This is a genomic window from Paraburkholderia sp. GAS448 (genome assembly GCF_050435685.1).
Taxonomy (GTDB): domain Bacteria; phylum Pseudomonadota; class Gammaproteobacteria; order Burkholderiales; family Burkholderiaceae; genus Paraburkholderia.
Window position 1 is genome coordinate 1 of the sequence record NZ_JBNDKT010000050.1, and the last position, 17702, is coordinate 17702.

Annotated in this window: 17 protein-coding genes and 1 pseudogene; 1 reads left to right on the forward strand and 17 read right to left on the reverse strand. The window is 61.9% G+C overall.

The window, feature by feature from the left end; all coding sequences use genetic code 11:
- The 6 genes and pseudogenes from P3T23_RS42100 to P3T23_RS42125 all read right to left on the reverse strand — a co-directional run.
- Positions 1-152 (reverse strand): annotated as a pseudogene (locus P3T23_RS42100) (electron transfer flavoprotein subunit beta/FixA family protein); the annotation flags it as partial.
- A gap of 239 nt (positions 153-391) precedes the next feature.
- Positions 392-1186 (reverse strand): MetQ/NlpA family ABC transporter substrate-binding protein, encoded by a 795-nt coding sequence (locus P3T23_RS42105; RefSeq protein WP_429321972.1) that lies wholly within the window; start codon positions 1184-1186, stop codon positions 392-394.
- Between the two features lie 51 nt (positions 1187-1237).
- The gene (locus P3T23_RS42110) at positions 1238-1891 is read right to left on the reverse strand and encodes a methionine ABC transporter permease (RefSeq protein ID WP_429321973.1); all 654 of its coding nucleotides are present in this window, start codon (positions 1889-1891) and stop codon (positions 1238-1240) included.
- A complete protein-coding gene (locus P3T23_RS42115; RefSeq protein ID WP_429321974.1) occupies positions 1881-2915 on the reverse strand; it encodes a methionine ABC transporter ATP-binding protein in 1035 nt (344 codons plus the stop codon). The genes P3T23_RS42110 and P3T23_RS42115 overlap by 11 nt, the downstream gene beginning before the upstream one ends.
- 211 nt (positions 2916-3126) lie before the next feature.
- A complete protein-coding gene (locus P3T23_RS42120) occupies positions 3127-3951 on the reverse strand; it encodes an enoyl-CoA hydratase (RefSeq protein WP_429321975.1) in 825 nt (274 codons plus the stop codon).
- A 28-nt stretch (positions 3952-3979) separates the two neighbouring features.
- Entirely contained in the window at positions 3980-4903 is a 924-nt protein-coding gene (locus tag P3T23_RS42125; protein WP_429321976.1) for a histone deacetylase family protein, read from the reverse strand.
- Between the two features lie 193 nt (positions 4904-5096).
- On the opposite strand from P3T23_RS42125, the gene mltB reads away from it, so the two are divergent.
- The gene (mltB, locus tag P3T23_RS42130; RefSeq protein ID WP_429321977.1) at positions 5097-6323 is read left to right on the forward strand and encodes a lytic murein transglycosylase B; all 1227 of its coding nucleotides are present in this window, start codon (positions 5097-5099) and stop codon (positions 6321-6323) included.
- Positions 6324-6423: 100 nt separating this feature from the next.
- On the opposite strand, the gene cysM is transcribed toward mltB, so the two are convergent.
- The 11 genes from cysM to aroA all read right to left on the reverse strand — a co-directional run bounded on the left by cysM (position 6424) and on the right by aroA (position 17693).
- A complete protein-coding gene (gene cysM, locus P3T23_RS42135; RefSeq protein WP_429321978.1) occupies positions 6424-7326 on the reverse strand; it encodes a cysteine synthase CysM in 903 nt (300 codons plus the stop codon).
- 273 nt (positions 7327-7599) lie between these two features.
- Positions 7600-7956: a ComEA family DNA-binding protein gene (locus P3T23_RS42140; RefSeq protein WP_429321979.1), complete on the reverse strand. Its 357-nt coding sequence runs from the start codon at positions 7954-7956 to the stop codon at positions 7600-7602.
- A gap of 77 nt (positions 7957-8033) precedes the next feature.
- Positions 8034-9026 carry an ADP-glyceromanno-heptose 6-epimerase gene (rfaD, locus tag P3T23_RS42145; RefSeq protein ID WP_429321980.1) on the reverse strand — a complete coding sequence of 331 codons (993 nt, stop codon included), beginning with the start codon at positions 9024-9026 and terminating at the stop codon, positions 8034-8036.
- 85 nt (positions 9027-9111) lie between these two features.
- Complete coding sequence (gene rfaE1 / locus P3T23_RS42150; RefSeq protein WP_429321981.1) at positions 9112-10113, reverse strand: D-glycero-beta-D-manno-heptose-7-phosphate kinase; 1002 nt, start codon at positions 10111-10113, stop codon at positions 9112-9114.
- Positions 10067-11482 carry a UDP-glucose dehydrogenase family protein gene (locus P3T23_RS42155; protein ID WP_429321982.1) on the reverse strand — a complete coding sequence of 472 codons (1416 nt, stop codon included), beginning with the start codon at positions 11480-11482 and terminating at the stop codon, positions 10067-10069. Before P3T23_RS42155 ends, rfaE1 begins: the two co-directional genes overlap by 47 nt.
- A 168-nt stretch (positions 11483-11650) precedes the next feature.
- The gene (lapB, locus tag P3T23_RS42160; RefSeq protein WP_429321983.1) at positions 11651-12826 is read right to left on the reverse strand and encodes a lipopolysaccharide assembly protein LapB; all 1176 of its coding nucleotides are present in this window, start codon (positions 12824-12826) and stop codon (positions 11651-11653) included.
- A gap of 63 nt (positions 12827-12889) precedes the next feature.
- A complete protein-coding gene (locus P3T23_RS42165) occupies positions 12890-13183 on the reverse strand; it encodes a LapA family protein (RefSeq protein WP_429321984.1) in 294 nt (97 codons plus the stop codon).
- A 215-nt stretch (positions 13184-13398) separates the two neighbouring features.
- Entirely contained in the window at positions 13399-13722 is a 324-nt protein-coding gene (locus tag P3T23_RS42170) for an integration host factor subunit beta (RefSeq protein WP_090528992.1), read from the reverse strand.
- A 22-nt stretch (positions 13723-13744) separates the two neighbouring features.
- Entirely contained in the window at positions 13745-15475 is a 1731-nt protein-coding gene (gene rpsA / locus P3T23_RS42175) for a 30S ribosomal protein S1 (RefSeq protein WP_133662199.1), read from the reverse strand.
- Between the two features lie 186 nt (positions 15476-15661).
- Positions 15662-16348, reverse strand: a complete 687-nt coding sequence (gene cmk, locus P3T23_RS42180) for a (d)CMP kinase (protein ID WP_429321985.1) — start codon at positions 16346-16348, stop codon at positions 15662-15664.
- A 40-nt stretch (positions 16349-16388) separates the two neighbouring features.
- Entirely contained in the window at positions 16389-17693 is a 1305-nt protein-coding gene (gene aroA / locus P3T23_RS42185) for a 3-phosphoshikimate 1-carboxyvinyltransferase (protein ID WP_429321986.1), read from the reverse strand.
- Between the last annotated feature and the right edge of the window lie 9 nt (positions 17694-17702).

Genomic DNA, 17702 nt, shown 5'->3' on the forward strand with positions numbered 1-17702 from the left:
TCCTTCAGACGCACGGCTTCCTCAACCGCGATCTCGTCGAACGGGTTCATCGACATCTTCACATTGGCAATGTCGACGCCCGTGCCGTCCGACTTCACCCGGACTTTCACGTTGTAATCGACCACTCTCTTCACAGGCACCAGGATTTTCATGCACACGCTCCAAAGTTACGAATACGTCAACCCAACGGACATTATAACGACTGCCTTCGCGGCAACCGCGCCCGCCGGTTGTTTGCATCGAAGATAGCGCGCTTCGGCAGCGGCTCAACAATATCGAACGATCGTACTATTTTAACGACAAAAAAACCCGAACGACAAGCCCGGGTTCCTACTGACGCCCCTAATTTCGAGATTGCGCTTGATCAGCCTACGAATGCGGGCGTCGCGGCTTACCACGCCGTGATCACCGCGCCGCCGAACTTACCTTCGATAAACTGCTTCACTTCCGCGGAGTGGTACGCCGCGACGAGCTTCGCGACCCACGGTTTGTTGCGATCGGCTTCGCGGATCGCAATGATGTTTACATACGGACCGTTCGCGTCCTCGATGGCGATCGCGTCCTGCTTCGGCTTCAGGCCCGCTTCCATCGCGAAGTTCGTGTTGATCGCGGCCGCGTCGACGTCGCCGAGCGAACGCGGAATCTGCGCGGCGTCGAGCTCAACGATCTTCAGCTTCTTCGGGTTATCGACGATGTCGAGCGGTGTAGCCTTCAGGCCGGCATCGGCACGCAGCTTCAACAGACCATGCTTCTGCAGCAACAGCAATGCACGGCCGCCGTTGGTCGGATCGTTTGGCACCGCGATCTTCGCGCCCGGCTGCAGTTCGGCAAGCGACTTCACCTTCTTCGAATAGATGCCCATCGGGTAAGTCACGGTGTCCGCCACCTTGATGAGCTTATAGCCGCGGTCCTTCACCTGCGCCTGCAGATACGGGTCGTGCTGGTAGCTGTTCGCATCGAGATCGCCGCCCGCGAGCGCCGCGTTGGGCTGCACATAATCCGAGAATTCGACGATCTTGATGTTCAGGCCGTTCCTGGCCGCTACCGATTTCACGACTTCCATGATCTGCGCGTGCGGACCGCCGGTAACACCGACCTTGATCGTTTCATCGGCTTGCGCGACAGAAGCGAAGAGCGACGCGGCGCCAAGCAGGGCCGCAAACTTGAGAATCGAACGACGTTGCATGAGTGACCTTTCTCCAACCTGTTCAAGCGGGGTCCGTTGACGGAACCCTTGTTATTTATGGCTCAGACGACGCACGAGCCAATCCCCAAACGACTGCACCAGCTGCACGAAAACGATCAGGATCACGACGACCGTCAGCATGACTTCCGGCAGAAAGCGTTGATAGCCGTAGCGGATACCCAGATCGCCGAGCCCGCCACCGCCGATCGCTCCGGCCATCGCCGAATAACCGACCAGCGAAACAAAGGTGATCGTCAGCCCGGCCACCACGCCCGGCAGCGATTCCGGCAGCAGCACCTTGAAGACGATCTGGCTGGTTGTCGCGCCCATTGCCTGTGCGGCTTCGATCAGGCCGCGGTCGACTTCGCGCAGCGCCGTCTCGACGAGACGCGCGATGAACGGGGCAGCGGCGATCGTCAGCGGCACCACAGCGGCGGCCGTACCGATCGACGAGCCCACGACCAGCCGCGTGAACGGAATTACCGCGACCAGCAGGATGATGAACGGTGTCGAGCGCACTGCGTTCACGATCACGCCCATCACGCGATTCACGGCGATGTTCTGCAGGACGCCGTTGCGGTCCGTCAGATAGAGCAGCACGCCGAGCGGCAAACCCGCCGCCGCGCCGACCAGTCCTGAAATGCCCACCATCACGAGCGTTTCCCAGAACGACTGGACGAACATATCGAACATTTCACTCAACATACGACATCTCCTCGACCACCACACCTTGTTCGCGCAGATACGTGAGCGCCTGCGCGACCTTCAGCGGTTCGCCGCCCGCCAGCACCGCAAGCGAGCCAAACGCCTGCCCCTGGATTTCGTCGATCTGGCCGTGCAGGATGTTGAAGTCCAGTTCGTAGCGGCGAATCGTCTCCGACAGGATCGGCTGGTCGACACCCGAGCCCGTGAACGCGAGACGCAGCAGATGACCGCTGCCCGTCTTCAAACGCCCGGCGACGCGCGCCTTCATCGCGGGTGGCAGGTCCTGCGCGATCACGTCGCCGATCAGCGCACGCGTGACTTCATGGTGCGGCTGGAGGAACACATCGATGACCTTCCCCTCCTCGACAACGCGCCCTGCATCGAGCACGGCCACGCGATCGCAGACCTGCTTGATCACGTCCATCTGGTGCGTGATCAGCACGACTGTCAAGCCGAGTTCGCGATTGATGCGCCTGAGCAGGTCGAGAATTGCGCGGGTGGTTTCAGGGTCGAGCGCGGACGTCGCTTCATCCGACAGCAACACCTTTGGCCTGCTCGCCAGCGCCCGCGCAATGCCGACGCGCTGCTTTTGCCCGCCGCTGATCTGCGCCGGATAGCGGTCCTTCTGCGCCGACAGGCCGACGAGATCGAGCAGCGGCAACACGGCCGCCTCGATGTCGGCGCGCTTCATGCCGGCGAGTTCGAGCGGCAGCGCGACGTTCTCGTAGACGGTGCGCGACGAGAGCAGGTTGAAATGCTGGAAGATCATGCCGATCTCTCGACGCGCCTCGCGCAACTGCGCCGCGGGCAGCGTCGTGAGATCGCGGCCGTTGACGACGATGTTGCCTTCGGACGGACGGGTCAGCAGGTTGATGGTGCGCACGAGCGTACTCTTGCCCGCGCCACTGCGCCCGATAATGCCGAACACTTCGCCCGCCGGAATCGACAGATTGATGTTATGCAGCGCTTCAACCCAGCCCCGGGGACCTGCGAAACGCTGGGAAATATTGCGTAGTTCGATCATGAAAAAAACTAAACGGCGGGCTTGTCCGACGAGCGTTTTGCGCTCCGACACTCGGCCGCCGTTGCTTTTATTGGGATTTGAAGCGCGATTTTACCGCATCGTCGACATTCTCTTTAATAATCAATTCCGACTTTTTTATAACCTGAGAGAATTAGAGGCAGGCTCTCGACCGCATGGATTCCGGCTCGCGCCGGCTAGAAGCAGTGCAAGATCAGTGACGCCATTTAGGCGCGCGTTTCTCGATGAACGCCTCGACGCCTTCGAGCGCGGAATCGTCCATCATGTTGCAGGCCATCGTCTGGCCTGCCAGCTGGTAGGCCGCATCCACGCCCATTTCGAGCTGGCGATAGAAGAGCCCCTTGCCCGCGCGCACGGCTTGCGCCGGTTTCGCGCAGATGCTGGCCGCGAGCGCTGCGACTTCGGCGTCGAGATCGTCTGCGGCCACGACACGATTCACCAGACCCAGCGACTGCGCCTTGTGCGCATCGATAAATTCACCGGTGACGAGCATCTCGAACGCGGCCTTACGCGACAGATTGCGCGACAACGGCACCGACGGCGTCGCGCAAAAGAGCCCGAGATTGACGCCCGATACCGCGAAGCGCGCGGTATCGGCGGCCACGGCCAGATCGCACATCGCGACGAGCTGACAACCGGCAGCCGTCGCTACGCCCTGCACCCGCGCGATCACCGGCTGCGGTAGCCGCTGAATCGTCAGCATCATCTTCGTGCAGCGTGCGAAGAGTTCCTGGTAATACGCAAGCGACGGCGCCGCACGCATCTCCTTGAGATCGTGCCCGACGCAAAACGCACGGCCAGCGCCGGCAATCACGATCACGCGCACCTCCGTTTGCGCGAGGGACGCCAATGCAGACTGCAACGCGTCGAGCAACGGCTCCGACAGCGCGTTGAACGCGTCAGGACGGTTGAGCGTCAGACACGTGGTGCCCGGAACACCAAAGGCGTCGTGCGTGATTTCAACAAGCTCCACACCCTCATTCGCTGTCTGCGAAACCTGTGGGTTCCGATTGCTCATGACGTACCCCTTCTCTCACCGCCCTGCTTCAGATACCGGCGAGCGCGCGTACGTGCGCGACCACGCTGCGCCCCAGCGCCGACAGGTTGTACCCGCCTTCCAGCGTGCTCACAATGCGCCCTTTGGCATAGCGTTCGGCGATGTCGCGAATCAGCCCCGTCAGCCACGCGTAGTCGTCCTCGACGAGTCCCATGTTGCCGAGATCGTCCTCGCGATGCGCATCGAAGCCCGCCGACACGAACAGCATCTCCGGTTTGAATGCGTGCAGACGCGGCAGCCACATGAGGTCGACGGCTTCGCGCATGACCATGCCGGTCGTGCGCGCGGAGAGCGGCACGTTGACCATGTTGGGCGCCTGATTGTCCGCGCCCGTGAACGGATAGAACGGATGCTGAAAAAAGCTGCACATCAGTACGCGCGAATCGCCCGCGAAAGCGGCCTCGGTGCCATTGCCGTGATGCACGTCGAAGTCGATGATCGCGACGCGCTGCAGGCCGTGCACTTCCAGCGCATGTCGCGCGGCGATCGCCACGTTGTTGAAGAAGCAGAAGCCCATTGCGCGGGCCGGTTCCGCGTGGTGCCCGGGCGGCCGCACGCTGCAGAACGCGTTGTCGTAGCGACCTTCGATCACGGCATCGGTGGCCGCGACCGCCGCGCCTGCCGCGCGCAATGCCGCCTGCAAGGTATGCGGATTCATCGACGTGTCCGGATCGATCTCCGCATACCCCTTGCCTGGAGACCGGCTGCGGATGTAGTCGAGGTGCGCCTGGGTATGCACGCGCAGCAGCGCGGCCTCATCGACGAGCGGCGGCGACTCGCGTTCGATCAGCGAGTCGATACGGCTTGCGATCAGTTGATCCTCGATTGCCTGCAGGCGCGCTGGACATTCGGGATGCCATTGCCCCATTTCGTGCAGCAGACAGTCAGCGTGGGAATAGAAGCCAGTTGCCATAAGCGTGTTCTTTTGCCACACGACGCGTCGAGCGTGCGCAGCATGTCTCCTTCCATATGAGCGCACCCTGGATAGCGCGCCAGCCATCAAGTTACCACATCAGGACGCCGAAACGCGCTCTGGTCATGGTTCCGCGCATGGCCTCGGGTATACTGCGCCGAATCCCTTCGCACCGTACCCGCTCCTCTCCCTTATGACCGTCAAGCTTGCTCTGTCTGCACGAAACCGGCTGCGCGTAACGTCCTTTGCCGCCGCACTGTCCGTAGCGGTCTGCGCCTTCGCTGCGGCCAATGCCGCCGTGGCCCAGACCGCTCCCGCAAGGCCGCCGCTCATCGTCGCGCAAGGCCAGCCGCAGCAGGCCGTGCCACAGGGACAGACGTTCGAAGAGGAAATCATCCCGCAGCGCTACGCGAACAACCCGAACGTCAATGCCTTCATCGACGACATGGTCGCGCGCTACGATTTCGATCCAGCCGCACTGCACGCGCTGTTCGCGCGCGCGAGCTATTCGGCGACGGCGGTGAAGCTCGTCACGCCATCGCCGTCGCCTTCGATCAAGAACTGGCGGGCCTATCAGGCGCGCTTCCTCGATCCGGTGCGCGTCGCTGCGGGCGTGAAGTTCTGGCGCGCCAACCAGGCCACGCTGCAGCGCGCTTATGAGCAGTTCGGTGTACCGCCCGAGATGATCGTCGGCATCATCGGCGTCGAGACGATCTATGGACGCTACATGGGCAATTTCCGTGTGCTCGATTCGCTCACTACGCTGACCTTCGATTACCCGAACACGCCCAATCGCGCCGACCGCCAGGCGACGTTCCGCAAGAACCTCGAAGACTTCCTTGTCTGGACTCGCGACGCGCAACTCGATCCGAACTCGGTGCTCGGCTCGTACACGGGCGCAATCGGCATTCCACAGTTCCTGCCGAGCAGCATCGTCCAGTATGCAGTCGATTTCGAAGGCAACAAGCAGATCGATTTGCGCACGAGCCAGGCCGACGCGATCGGCAGTGTGGCGAACTATCTGAAGCAGAACGGCTGGGAGAACGGCCGGCCCGTCGTGTGGAGGATTGCGCCGGACACCGGCAGCCAGGGCGTCGCCCAGGCTGCCGCGGACGGCCAGCCAGAACCGCACTGGCCGCTCGCGCAGCTACTGCGCGCCGGGATGCTGATGAACGAGCCGGAGCTGGACGTCGCGTCGGAAGCCGGCACGCCTGTCACGGTAATCGATCTGCCGACGCCGGGCCGCGCTACCGAATACATGCTGGGCCTGAAGAACTTCTACGTGCTGACGCGTTATAACCGCAGCTTCTTCTACGCGCTCGCGGTGTATCAACTGGGCCAGAAAATCAAGGCGCAACTGGCTACCGATGCCGCCGCGGGCAGCGCACCGCCTGCAGCGCCTGATAACAACGCGGAGTAAGCAGCATGACGACGTGATCTGCAATGCAGATCACGCAGTGGGATAAAAAAAGCGCCGGCAATACCCGGCGCTTTTTCGTTTCAGCGAACGCCCCTGACGCTCAAGCCGGGAATACGCCCGTCGACAGGTAACGGTCGCCGCGATCGCACACGACGAACACGATCGTCGCGTTCTCAACCTGACGCGCGATACGCAACGCCACTTCGCAGGCGCCGGCGGAGGAGATCCCGCAGAAGATGCCCTCGACGGCGGCCATCCGCCGTGCCATCGCTTCTGATGCTGCCTGACTGACGTTCTCGACGCGGTCCACACGACTGCGATCGAAAATTTTCGGCAGATACGCTTCAGGCCATTTACGGATGCCGGGAATGCGCGAACCTTCCTCCGGCTGCGCGCCGATGATCTCGATCGCCTGGTTCTTTTCTTTCAGATACTGCGACACGCCCATGATCGTGCCGGTCGTGCCCATCGCAGAGACAAAGTGCGTGATGCGGCCTTCGGTGTCGTTCCAGATTTCCGGGCCCGTCGTCTCGTAGTGTGCGAGCGGATTGTCGGGATTGGCGAACTGGTCGAGGATGGTGCCCTTGCCTTCACGCTGCATCTGCTCGGCAAGGTCGCGCGCGTATTCCATGCCGCCCGTCACAGGCGTGAGCATGATCTGCGCACCGTACGCCGCCATGCTCTGACGACGTTCGACCGAGAGGTCTTCCGGCATGATCAGCACCATCTTGTAGCCGCGGATCGCCGCAGCCATCGCCAGCGCGATGCCTGTGTTGCCGCTCGTCGCTTCGATCAGCGTATCGCCAGGCCTGATGCGCCCACGATCTTCCGCCTTCTTGATCATCGATAGCGCCGGCCGGTCCTTCACCGAACCGGCCGGGTTGTTCCCTTCGAGCTTGCCGAGAATCACATTGTTGCGACTGCGTATTTCGTCGTCGGGAAGCCGAACGAGTTGCACGAGCGGCGTGTTACCGATCGTGTCTTCAATAGTTTTGTAAGCCATATCGAATGCGTGTAAGCGGTGCGCGGAATCCATTGATTCTAAACTACGACGCTCGCCCCTGCCGTGCACCCCTCTTGACGGTGTGGACGCACGCCGTTCCGGCTTTGCCGGTAGATCGTTCCTCTCAGGCAAAAAGCCCGCGGCACAAACCGCGGGAGCCAGTCATCCGAATGACGGCTGAAGGGGTGTCGCTTGACGCCTCAACCAGAACCGGAACCTTGCGCTGAACGCTGGGGCGGCCGCGTACGCACCCACGCGACCACCCGCGTCACGCTATTTCTTCACCACTACGGTTGAATTGTCTTTCTTTGCGCCCGTTGCTTCAGCAGGGGCCGATTTGCCCTGCGCGGATGCCGTGGTCTGCGCGCCGGCCGGTCCAACCGCGAGGCCTTCACCCTGCAGCCGCTCGAGGGTGTGCCCGCCGAGGCCTTTCACGCGCTTGCTGAGATCGGCCGCGTCCTTGAATGGACCGTGCGCGTTGCGCTCGTCGAGGATCGCCTTGGCGCGCGCCGGACCGACACCCTTGACGCCGCGCAGGGCGTCTTCGTTAGCGGTGTTCACGTCAACCGCTGCGAAGACCTGACCGAAGGCGGCGAGCATCGCCGCCGCAACAAGCAATTTTTTGAACATATGGAATCTCCCTTGAACAACCGGCCAGCGACGACCGCCAACCAGGAGACTCCAGTGTATTGACGCGCGCGAGTGCTTTATAGCTGGCCAGATAGCCAACGCACGTAGCGATCGACACCTTCCTGCACGCTCAGGAACGGAGCGTCGTAGCCGGCCGCACGCAGTCTGGTGAGATCGGCTTGCGTGAAGCACTGATACTTGCCGCGCAGCGCGTCAGGGAACGGAATGTATTCGATCAAGCCGCGCTGAACCTGCTCCGCGAGCGACAACGCCGGCTCGTTCCTCAGTGCGCGCAGCGAGTTGACGACGGTCGATGCGATGTCGTTGAAAGGCTGTGCCCGGCCGCTGCCGAGATTGAAGATGCCCGACTTCTCCGGATGGTCGAAGAAGAACAGGTTGACCTTCACCACATCTTCGACGGAGACGAAATCGCGCGTCTGCTCGCCGGCGGCGTAGCCGTTGTATTCGCCGAACAGCTTGACCTTGCCCTCGGCGCGGAACTGGTTGAAGTTGTGAAATGCGACCGATGCCATGCGCGCCTTGTGCGTCTCGCGCTGGCCGTACACGTTGAAGTAGCGGAACCCGGCGATCTGCGTTTTGGCAGTGGGCAGCACGCGGCGAATCACCTGGTCGAACAGGAACTTCGAATAGCCATAGACGTTGAGCGGCTTTTCCACTTCGCGCTCTTCGACGAAGCGGCTCGAGCCGCCGTAAGTAGCTGCCGACGATGCATATAGAAACTGCACCCCCTGGTCGAGGCACGCATCGAGCACCGCCCGGCTGTAGCGGAAGTTGTTGTCCATCATATAGCGGCCGTCGGTTTCCATCGTGTCCGAACACGCGCCTTCATGAAAGATCGCTCGCACCTTGCCGAAGTCGCCACGCGCAAAGCGCTCGACGAATTCGGTCTTGTCGACGTAGTCGTCGATTTCGCAGTCGACGAGATTCTTGAACTTGTCCGCGCGGGTCAGGTTGTCGACGGCGATGATGCGCTGTTCGCCGCGATCGTTGAGCGCCTTGACGAGGTTGCTGCCGATAAAGCCGGCTGCGCCGGTGACGATGAGGGTCATGGTCGTCCTGCGGTAAGGGAGTTCAACTGGTGCACGCCGCTCGCGTCGCGAAGAAACGCAAAGGAACGCGAAGCGGCGCGCGATATCACTGGAAGAGTTCGTCGTAGTCGACGGTGGCGGTACCGAGCTTGCCGACCACGATGCCGGCCGCGCGATTCGCCAGCGCGACCGCCTCGACGAGCGACAGTCCGGCGCCGAGCATCACGGCGAGCGTGGCGATCACGGTGTCGCCCGCGCCTGACACATCGTACACTTCGCGCGCAACGGCCGAGGCGTGCAGAACACCCTCGTCGGAGAAGAGCGTCATGCCCTCTTCCGAGCGCGTCAGGAGAAGCGCCTTGAACGCAAGCGACTCACGCAGCTTCGCCACACGGGCGTGCAGGTCTTCTTCCGATTTCCACTGGCCGACCACTTCGCGCAACTCGGCGCGGTTGGGCGTGATAAGCGTTGCGCCACGGTAGCGCTCCCAGTCGTCACCCTTAGGATCGACCAGCACTGGCTTGCCGGCCGCATGCGCTTTCGCGATCATCCGCGTGACGTGTGTGAGACCGCCCTTCGCATAATCCGACATCAGGATCACGTCGTGCGACCCAAGCAGCTGATCGAAACGGGCAAGGCCCGCCAGCAGGATCTCGTGTGCCGGGGTGTTTTCAAAATCTACTCGCAGCAGCTGCTGCTGGCGCGACAGCACGCGCAGCTTGATCGTCGTGAGCAATGCGGGATCGCGTTCGAGGTGCGCGTGCACGCCACTTTCGCCAAGCAGCTTGACGATGGTCTCGCCCGGTTCGTCATGACCGACCACGCACAGGAGCCCCGTCTGCGCACCGAGCGCCACGGCATTTCGTGCGACGTTCGCCGCGCCGCCGAGACGGTCTTCCTGCCTCTGCACATGCACGACCGGTACCGGCGCTTCGGGGGAAATGCGGTTCACGTCGCCGAACCAGTAACGGTCCAGCATCACGTCGCCGACGACCAGAACGCGCGCGGCCGCGAGCCGTGCGCGCGGCACAGCTCCGACCTCGGGGATCGGCGTTGCGATCTCAGGCATTGGCTGAGGCGCTGAGCGCAGATTCGGAAAGTTCGACATGCGGACGTCCAATCGAGTGGTAGTCGATGCCCAGTTCGGTCATCGCCTCGGGTTCGTAAAGGTTGCGGCCATCGAAGATCAACGGCGACTTTAGCACCGATTTTAGATGCACGAAATCCGGACTCTTGAACTCCTTCCACTCGGTCACGATCACCAGTGCATCGGAACCGGCGAGCGTCTCGTCCTGCGTGCTGGTGAAATGCAGACGCGCAAGCTGCTCAGGCACGTCAGCCAGATCGAGCCTGAAGACGCGACGTGCTTCGTCGACCGCGACCGGATCATACGCGCGCACGGTCGCGCCGCGGGCAAGCAGGTCCGCAATCACGCGCCGGCTCGGGGCCTCGCGCATGTCGTCGGTGTTCGGCTTGAATGAGAGACCCCACACAGCGAAGGTGCGACCAGTCAGATCGTCGCCGAGCTTCTTCGCAATCTTGCGCACGAGCACTTCCTTCTGCTCGTGGTTCACTTCCTCGACCGCTTCGAGGATGCGCAGGCCCGGGCCCGTTTCGCTTGCGGTGCGTATCAGCGCCTGTACGTCCTTCGGGAAACACGAACCGCCATAGCCGCAACCGGCGTAGAGGAAGTGGTAGCCGATGCGCGGATCCGAGCCAATACCGCGACGCACTGCTTCGATATCCGCACCGACGCGATCCGCGAGGTTCGCCATCTCGTTCATGAACGAGATACGCGTGGCCAGCATGGCGTTAGCCGCATACTTCGTGAATTCGGCCGAACGGACATCCATGTATAGCGTGCGTTCGTGATTGCGGTTGAACGGCGCGTACAGGCGCTTCATCTTTTCGCGGGCACGCATGCCGGCTTCGTCGTCGTCGCTACCGAGCACGATGCGATCCGGGCGCATGAAGTCGTCGACCGCCGCGCCTTCCTTCAGGAACTCGGGATTCGACACCACGGAAAACGCGTGTTGCGCACTGTCGGGGAGACCGCGCCTTGCGAGTTCCTCGTCGATGACGGCGCGCACGCGCTGCGCCGTCCCGACCGGCACCGTCGATTTATCGACGATCACCTTGTAGTCGGTCATGAAGCGGCCGATCTTGCGTGCAGCCTCGAGCACGTATTGCAGATCCGCGGAGCCGTCTTCGTCGGGTGGCGTACCAACCGCAATGAACTGAACCTCTCCGTGCGCGACGCTCGCTTCGACGTCGGTCGAAAACGTGATGCGGCCCGCCGCCCGGGTACGCGCGATGATTTCCTGCAGACCCGGCTCGTGGATCGGCACGCCACCGTTGTTGAGAATTTCGATCTTGTGCGGATCGACGTCGAGACAGAAAACGTCGTTGCCGATTTCGGCAAGGCACGCGCCCGTGACGAGGCCAACGTAGCCCGTGCCGATAATAGTGATTTTCATACGCGCTCCGGTAGTGTGTTCCGGTAATGGACTCGGTTCGCGAATCCGGTAGTTACGGTTCTGTGTGGTGCGTCGACAGGCCGGCGGCTGAACAGGTGCGGAGCGCCGCGCAGGGCGCATGTCGACGCAGCAGCAGTCATCAAATGCTGCAAATGCGGCGTGTGGCCCTCAGTTCGACGCGGTAATCGGCTCGACCCGGCGCGGAGCATAGGTTTCCCAACCGCTGCAGCCCGGACACTGCCAGTAGAAAAGACGCGCCCGGAAACCACAATTCTGGCATGTGTAGCGCGGCAGATTCTTGGTTCGCTGGCGGATCAGCGTGCGCATCAGTTCCAGCTCACTGCGGCGCGGCTCTTCCGCAGTCGCCTGCTGCGCCTCCAGCAGCCGCGTCATCCCCGCCAGATTCGGCGACTTTTGCATCTGCGTGCGCGCCAGGGTATGCGCCGCGTCCGACCCGCGCAGCGACGCGACATACTGATAGGCGACATCCAGCAGATCGTTGGACGGATAGCGGTCAACCCATGTCGTCAGCAGATCCGCACCTTCTTCCGCGCGACCAAGTGCCTGATACGCTTTCATCAGTTTCTCGGCGACGAGCGGCAGGTAGGCTGAATTCTGCTCCTCGACGCGTCGCCACTGGGCAATGGCCGCTTCCTGCGCGCCACCCGCAGTATCGACATCGCCGGACAGGATCGTCGCGCGCACGCTCTGCGGATTCGCCTTCAACGCCAGTTCGAGCTGCCGACGTGCTTCATCCGGACTTTTCTGCTGCAACGCTTCCTGAGCCAGCTCGCAATGGAACTGGGCGACTTCCTTCTCCAGCGAAGCCGCGCCCATCGTTTCAAGGCGTCGGGCGGTTTCGATCGACTTGTTCCAGTCCTTTTCGATCTCGTAGATCGTCAACAGCGCACGTTGCGCGCCAAGTGCGTAGTCGCCCGACTCGAGCAAGCGATACGTTTCCTCGGCGCGATCGAGCAGACCCGCCTTTAGAAAGTCCTGCCCCAATTCGAACAATGCGTGGTCGCGCGCGTTGACCGGCAGATCCGTCCGGCCCAGCAGGTTCTGGTGAACGCGAATCGCCCGGTCAGTCTCGCCGCGACGCCTGAACAGGTTACCCAGTGCAAAATGCAGTTCGATCGTTTCGGGATCGAGCTTGACGACTTCGATGAACGCATCGATGGCCTGGTCCGGCTGCTCGTTGAGCAGAAAATTCAGCCCGCGGAAATACGAGCGCGGCAGACTGGCGCTTTCGGACAGCAGCGCCTTGAGGTCGTAACGCGCCGCCATCCAGCCGAGAGCGAACGCGACGGGTATGACGAGCAGCCACCAGAAATCCAGATCCATGCGAGTTGTTCGGAAGTAAGAGGCAGGCGCCGGCGTGCACGAATACGCGCGGCAGGAAGAAAACTAGATCAGCGGAGGCAGCGGTGGTTCTTCGACAACCGCCGGCGTCTCGCGCGCGACGCGTAGCTCGCGCTTCAGGCGGCCATTTTCGAGCCGCAGCCGGAACATTACCGGCATCGACGAAGCCAGCCCGGCGAGTAACCCCACCACGAAAAACGCCAAGGCGATCATGATCAATGGCGCCTGCCAGACGAAACCACCGACGAAATTCAGCGTAGCGGGTTGCGTATTGGCGAACGCGAGCACCAGCAGCAGCACGAACACCAGAACGCGGATCAACCAGACGATAAATTTCATGTATAGGTCTCTTGACGGCAGTTGCGGGACGACGCCGGCCTGATGGCGCGTCGCGCCACGGTGTTGCCCGCGCCGAAGTGACCCGTATTGTAAATGAAGCGTTCCCCGTGAGGCGCGAACGTGGAAAAAGCGAAAGACGAAAAAAAAAGCGCCCGAAGGCGCCTTTCTGGTCTCTTTTGCCGTCTGGCACTGGCCGTCGACGACGCTGCTCAATCTCACAGATCGTCGTCCGGCGACTCTGCTTTCAACGGCTCGCCCGCACGGCCATCCACACGTTCGCGCAATTCCTTGCCTGGCTTGAAGTGCGGTACGTACTTCTCCGGTACCAGCACCTTCTCACCCGACTTCGGATTACGCCCGACGCGGGAAGGACGACGGTTCAGGCCGAAGCTGCCGAAGCCACGAATTTCGATGCGATGACCGTTGGCAAGCGCCTCCGACATCGCATCAAGCATCGTCTTCACCGCGAAATCCGCATCTTTAAGAACAAGCTGCGGAAATCGCGTAGCCAACTGGGCGACCAATTCCGATTTGGTCATACTGCAGCAGACCCCTTAAGGCTTACTGGTTCTGGCCGTCAAGCTTGGCCTTCAGCAGCGCGCCGAGGTTCGTCGTGCCAGTTGCTGCCGAACTCGTGTCGGCAGCGAGGCCGCGGATCGCTTCCTGTTGTTCGGCCGAATCCTTGGCCTTGATCGACAGGTTGATGCCGCGCGACTTGCGGTCGATGTTGATGATCATCGCATTGACCTTGTCGCCTTCCTTCAGCACGTTGCGCGCATCTTCCACGCGGTCTTGTGCGATTTCCGAAGCGCGCAGGTAGCCTTCGACGTCAGCCGACAGCGTAACCACTGCACCCTTCGCGTCCACCGACTTGACCACGCCGTCGACGATCGAACCCTTGTCGTTCATTGCAACGAAGTTGCTGAACGGGTCGCCTTCGAGCTGCTTGATACCCAGCGAAATGCGTTCCTTCTCGACATCGATGCCGAGCACGATCGCTTCCACTTCGTCGCCCTTCTTGTACTTGCGAACAGCTTCTTCGCCGGTTTCGCTCCACGACAGGTCCGACAGGTGAACCAGACCGTCGATGCCGCCAGGCAGACCGATGAAGACGCCGAAGTCGGTGATCGACTTGATTGCGCCTTGCAGCTTGTCGCCCTTCTTGAAGTTGCGGCTGAAGTCGTCCCACGGATTCGGCTTGCACTGCTTCATGCCGAGGCTGATACGGCGGCGGTCTTCGTCAATTTCGAGAACCATGACTTCGACTTCGTCGCCCAGTTGCACAACCTTCGACGGTGCAACGTTTTTGTTCGTCCAGTCCATTTCCGACACGTGAACGAGGCCTTCGATGCCCGATTCAACTTCGACGAATGCGCCGTAGTCGGTGATATTGGTGACCTTACCGAACAGGCGCGTGCCCGACGGGTAACGGCGCGAGATGCCTTCCCACGGATCGTCGCCCAGTTGCTTGATACCGAGCGAAACGCGGTTCTTTTCCTGATCGAACTTGAGGATCTTCGCGGTGACTTCCTGGCCAACCGACAGCACTTCGCTCGGGTGACGCACACGACGCCATGCGATGTCGGTGATGTGCAGCAGGCCATCGATACCGCCGAGGTCCACGAACGCGCCGTAGTCGGTGATGTTCTTGACCACGCCTTCGACGATCGCGCCTTCCTTCAGCGTTTCGAGCAGCTTCGCGCGCTCCTCGCCCTGGGTGGCTTCGATCACGGCACGGCGCGACAGCACGACGTTGTTACGCTTGCGGTCGAGCTTGATGACGCGGAATTCCAGGGTCTTGCCTTCGTACGGCGTCGTGTCCTTGACCGGACGCGTGTCGACGAGGGAGCCCGGCAGGAACGCGCGGATGCCGTTGACCATGACGGTCATGCCGCCCTTGACCTTGCCCGTGATCGTGCCGGTCACGAGTTCGTTGTTGTCGAGGGCCTTTTCCAGCGACAGCCACGAAGCCAGGCGCTTCGCCTTGTCGCGCGACAGGATGGTGTCGCCATAGCCGTTTTCCAGCGCGTCGATCGCGACGGAAACGAAGTCGCCCGCCTGCACTTCTACCTCGCCCGCGTCATTCAGAAACTCTTCGAGCGGGATGTAGGCTTCGGACTTGAGACCAGCGTTAACGACCACGAAGTTGTGGTCGACACGCACGACTTCGGCGGAGATCACTTCGCCAGCGCGCATGTCCTGCTTGGTCAGCGACTCTTCGAACAGAGCCGCAAAAGATTCGGTATTCGGGGTAGAGGTTTGCAGGTCGGACATAAAAATCAGAATTTGCATGGTGTTCGCGCTGCCAGGCTGACCGGAATGGCCAGCGAATTCGGCAAGGGAACGAATGCCATGCGGGGTTAAGGGGTTAAAACACGCTCCACGACCACCGCGGAGCACCTACGGTACAACTTCACTACAGCTTGTACATCTACTGCCTGACTTCGATCGCAATGACTTCAATCACGCCGATTTCAGTCACGCTTTGACGCTGACGCTCCGGAACCACTGAACAACCTGATCGACCGCCTGGTCGACCGATAGCGCCGAGGTATCGAGAAGCTTCGCATCCGCTGCGGGCTTGAGCGGCGCGGCCGCGCGTTGACTATCGCGTTCGTCGCGCTCACGCAAATCCCGAAGCAAGTCATCTATATTAGCAGAAAAACCTTTTTGGATCAATTGCTTATGCCGCCGGGCGGCGCGAGCCTCGACGCTGGCCGTCAAAAACACCTTCAGCACGGCGTCCTGAAAGATCACCGTCCCCATGTCGCGGCCGTCGGCGACGAGCCCCGGTTCCTTGCGAAAGGCCCGCTGACGAGCCACCAGCGCGGCCCGCACAGGTGCGTGGACGGCGATCGCGGAGGCCCGGTTGCCGATCTCCTCCTGGCGGATTTCCGCCGATACATCAACGCCGTCGAGTTGCGCAAGGCCCTCGCGGAATGTGATATGCAGGTCGTTGATCAGTTTTGCAAGCGCTTCTGCGTCGTCCGCGGGGATGTTGTAGCGCAGGCTGGCGAGTGCAGCCAGCCGGTACAGCGCGCCGCTATCCAGCAGGTGGAAGCCGAGATGCGCGGCGACCAGAGCGGCCACGGTGCCTTTGCCGGAGGCAGTCGGGCCGTCGATCGTAATGACGGGCGTCTGGTGAAAGGGACGGATCGGTTTCATCTAAAAGTCGCGCGTCGAATCGGGTAGGGTCAAATCGGGGTCAGGGTTTCGCAAGCGCGGTAAATCGCTCGAAATAGTCAGGGAAGGTCTTCCCGACGCATTTCGGATCGTTGATCCGCACGGGTACACCGCCCAGGCTGACCAGCGAGAAGCACATGGCCATCCGGTGGTCGTCGTAGGTATCGATAGCGGCGCCCGGCGTCAGCCTGGCGGGCGGCGTAACGACGAGGTAGTCTTCGCCCTCCTCCACCTTCGCGCCGACCTTGCGCAGTTCGGTCGCCATCGCGGCAATCCGGTCGGTTTCCTTGACGCGCCAGCTCGCAATGTTGCGCAGCCGCGTGGTGCCGTCGGCGAAGAGCGCGGCAACAGCGATCGTCATGGCAGCGTCCGGGATCAGGTTGAAGTCCATGTCGACCGGTTCAAGCTTGCCGTGGTCATGCCCCACGCCGCGCACCTCGATCCAGTCGTCGCCCATCGAGACATTCGCCCCCATTTTCATGAGCGCCGTCGCGAAGCCAACGTCGCCCTGAATGCTCGCCCGCCCGACGCCTTCGACGCGCAGCGGGCCACCACCCAGCGCGCCGGCAGCCAGAAAATACGATGCCGACGACGCGTCGCCCTCAACCATGATCTGGCCCGGCGATTTATAACGCTGCCCAGCCGGGACGGTGAAACGCTCCCAGCCGATGCGTTCCACCTCAATGCCGAAGCGCGCCATCAGCTTGATCGTGATGTCGATGTACGGCTTCGAGATCAGCTCGCCGGCCACTTCGACCGTCGTCACGCCGCTTTCCGTCTTGACGAGCGGCAGGGTCATCAGCAACGCCGTCAGAAATTGGCTCGAGACGTCGCCGCGCACGCGAATCGGCGCGTCGACGGCAATCTTCGCGGGACGGATCCGCAACGGCGGATAACCTTCGTTCACCTCGTAGTCAATCTTCGCGCCGATCTGCCGCAAGCCGTCGACCAGATCGCCAATCGGCCGTTCATGCATCCGCGGCACGCCGTGTACACGATAGTCGCCGCCGTTCACCGCCAACGCCGCCGTCAGCGGACGGACCGCTGTGCCGGCGTTGCCGAGAAACAGGTCGGCGGTGCGCGCAGTAAACGCGCCGCGCGTGCCGGACACGACGCAGGTGTCGCCGTCACGCTTCAGCTTCACGCCGAGTTGTTCGAGAGCGGCGAGCATCACGCGGGTATCGTCGGAATCGAGCAGGTTGGTGATCGTCGTTTCGCCCTCAGCGAGCGCAGCGAGCAGCAACACGCGGTTCGAAATGCTCTTCGAGCCGGGCAGGCGGACCGTGCCGGACGCACGGGTATAAGGTCCGAGATCGAGGTAGTCCATGAGTGTGTC

What these genes read in the sequence shown, in the direction of transcription:
- rpsA (WP_133662199.1), bottom strand. Translation starts at nt 15,475, where the DNA reads ATGCAAATTCTGATTTTTATGTCCGACCTGCAAACCTCTACCCCGAAT.
- P3T23_RS42115 (WP_429321974.1), bottom strand. Translation starts at nt 2,915, where the DNA reads ATGATCGAACTACGCAATATTTCCCAGCGTTTCGCAGGTCCCCGGGGC.
- rfaD (WP_429321980.1), bottom strand. Translation starts at nt 9,026, where the DNA reads ATGACCCTCATCGTCACCGGCGCAGCCGGCTTTATCGGCAGCAACCTC.
- rfaE1 (WP_429321981.1), bottom strand. Translation starts at nt 10,113, where the DNA reads ATGTCGAACTTTCCGAATCTGCGCTCAGCGCCTCAGCCAATGCCTGAG.
- lapB (WP_429321983.1), bottom strand. Translation starts at nt 12,826, where the DNA reads ATGGATCTGGATTTCTGGTGGCTGCTCGTCATACCCGTCGCGTTCGCT.
- P3T23_RS42105 (WP_429321972.1), bottom strand. Translation starts at nt 1,186, where the DNA reads ATGCAACGTCGTTCGATTCTCAAGTTTGCGGCCCTGCTTGGCGCCGCG.
- cysM (WP_429321978.1), bottom strand. Translation starts at nt 7,326, where the DNA reads ATGGCTTACAAAACTATTGAAGACACGATCGGTAACACGCCGCTCGTG.
- P3T23_RS42120 (WP_429321975.1), bottom strand. Translation starts at nt 3,951, where the DNA reads ATGAGCAATCGGAACCCACAGGTTTCGCAGACAGCGAATGAGGGTGTG.
- cmk (WP_429321985.1), bottom strand. Translation starts at nt 16,348, where the DNA reads ATGAAACCGATCCGTCCCTTTCACCAGACGCCCGTCATTACGATCGAC.
- P3T23_RS42110 (WP_429321973.1), bottom strand. Translation starts at nt 1,891, where the DNA reads ATGTTGAGTGAAATGTTCGATATGTTCGTCCAGTCGTTCTGGGAAACG.
- mltB (WP_429321977.1), top strand. Translation starts at nt 5,097, where the DNA reads ATGACCGTCAAGCTTGCTCTGTCTGCACGAAACCGGCTGCGCGTAACG.
- P3T23_RS42165 (WP_429321984.1), bottom strand. Translation starts at nt 13,183, where the DNA reads ATGAAATTTATCGTCTGGTTGATCCGCGTTCTGGTGTTCGTGCTGCTG.
- P3T23_RS42140 (WP_429321979.1), bottom strand. Translation starts at nt 7,956, where the DNA reads ATGTTCAAAAAATTGCTTGTTGCGGCGGCGATGCTCGCCGCCTTCGGT.
- P3T23_RS42155 (WP_429321982.1), bottom strand. Translation starts at nt 11,482, where the DNA reads ATGAAAATCACTATTATCGGCACGGGCTACGTTGGCCTCGTCACGGGC.
- aroA (WP_429321986.1), bottom strand. Translation starts at nt 17,693, where the DNA reads ATGGACTACCTCGATCTCGGACCTTATACCCGTGCGTCCGGCACGGTC.
- P3T23_RS42125 (WP_429321976.1), bottom strand. Translation starts at nt 4,903, where the DNA reads ATGGCAACTGGCTTCTATTCCCACGCTGACTGTCTGCTGCACGAAATG.
- P3T23_RS42170 (WP_090528992.1), bottom strand. Translation starts at nt 13,722, where the DNA reads ATGACCAAATCGGAATTGGTCGCCCAGTTGGCTACGCGATTTCCGCAG.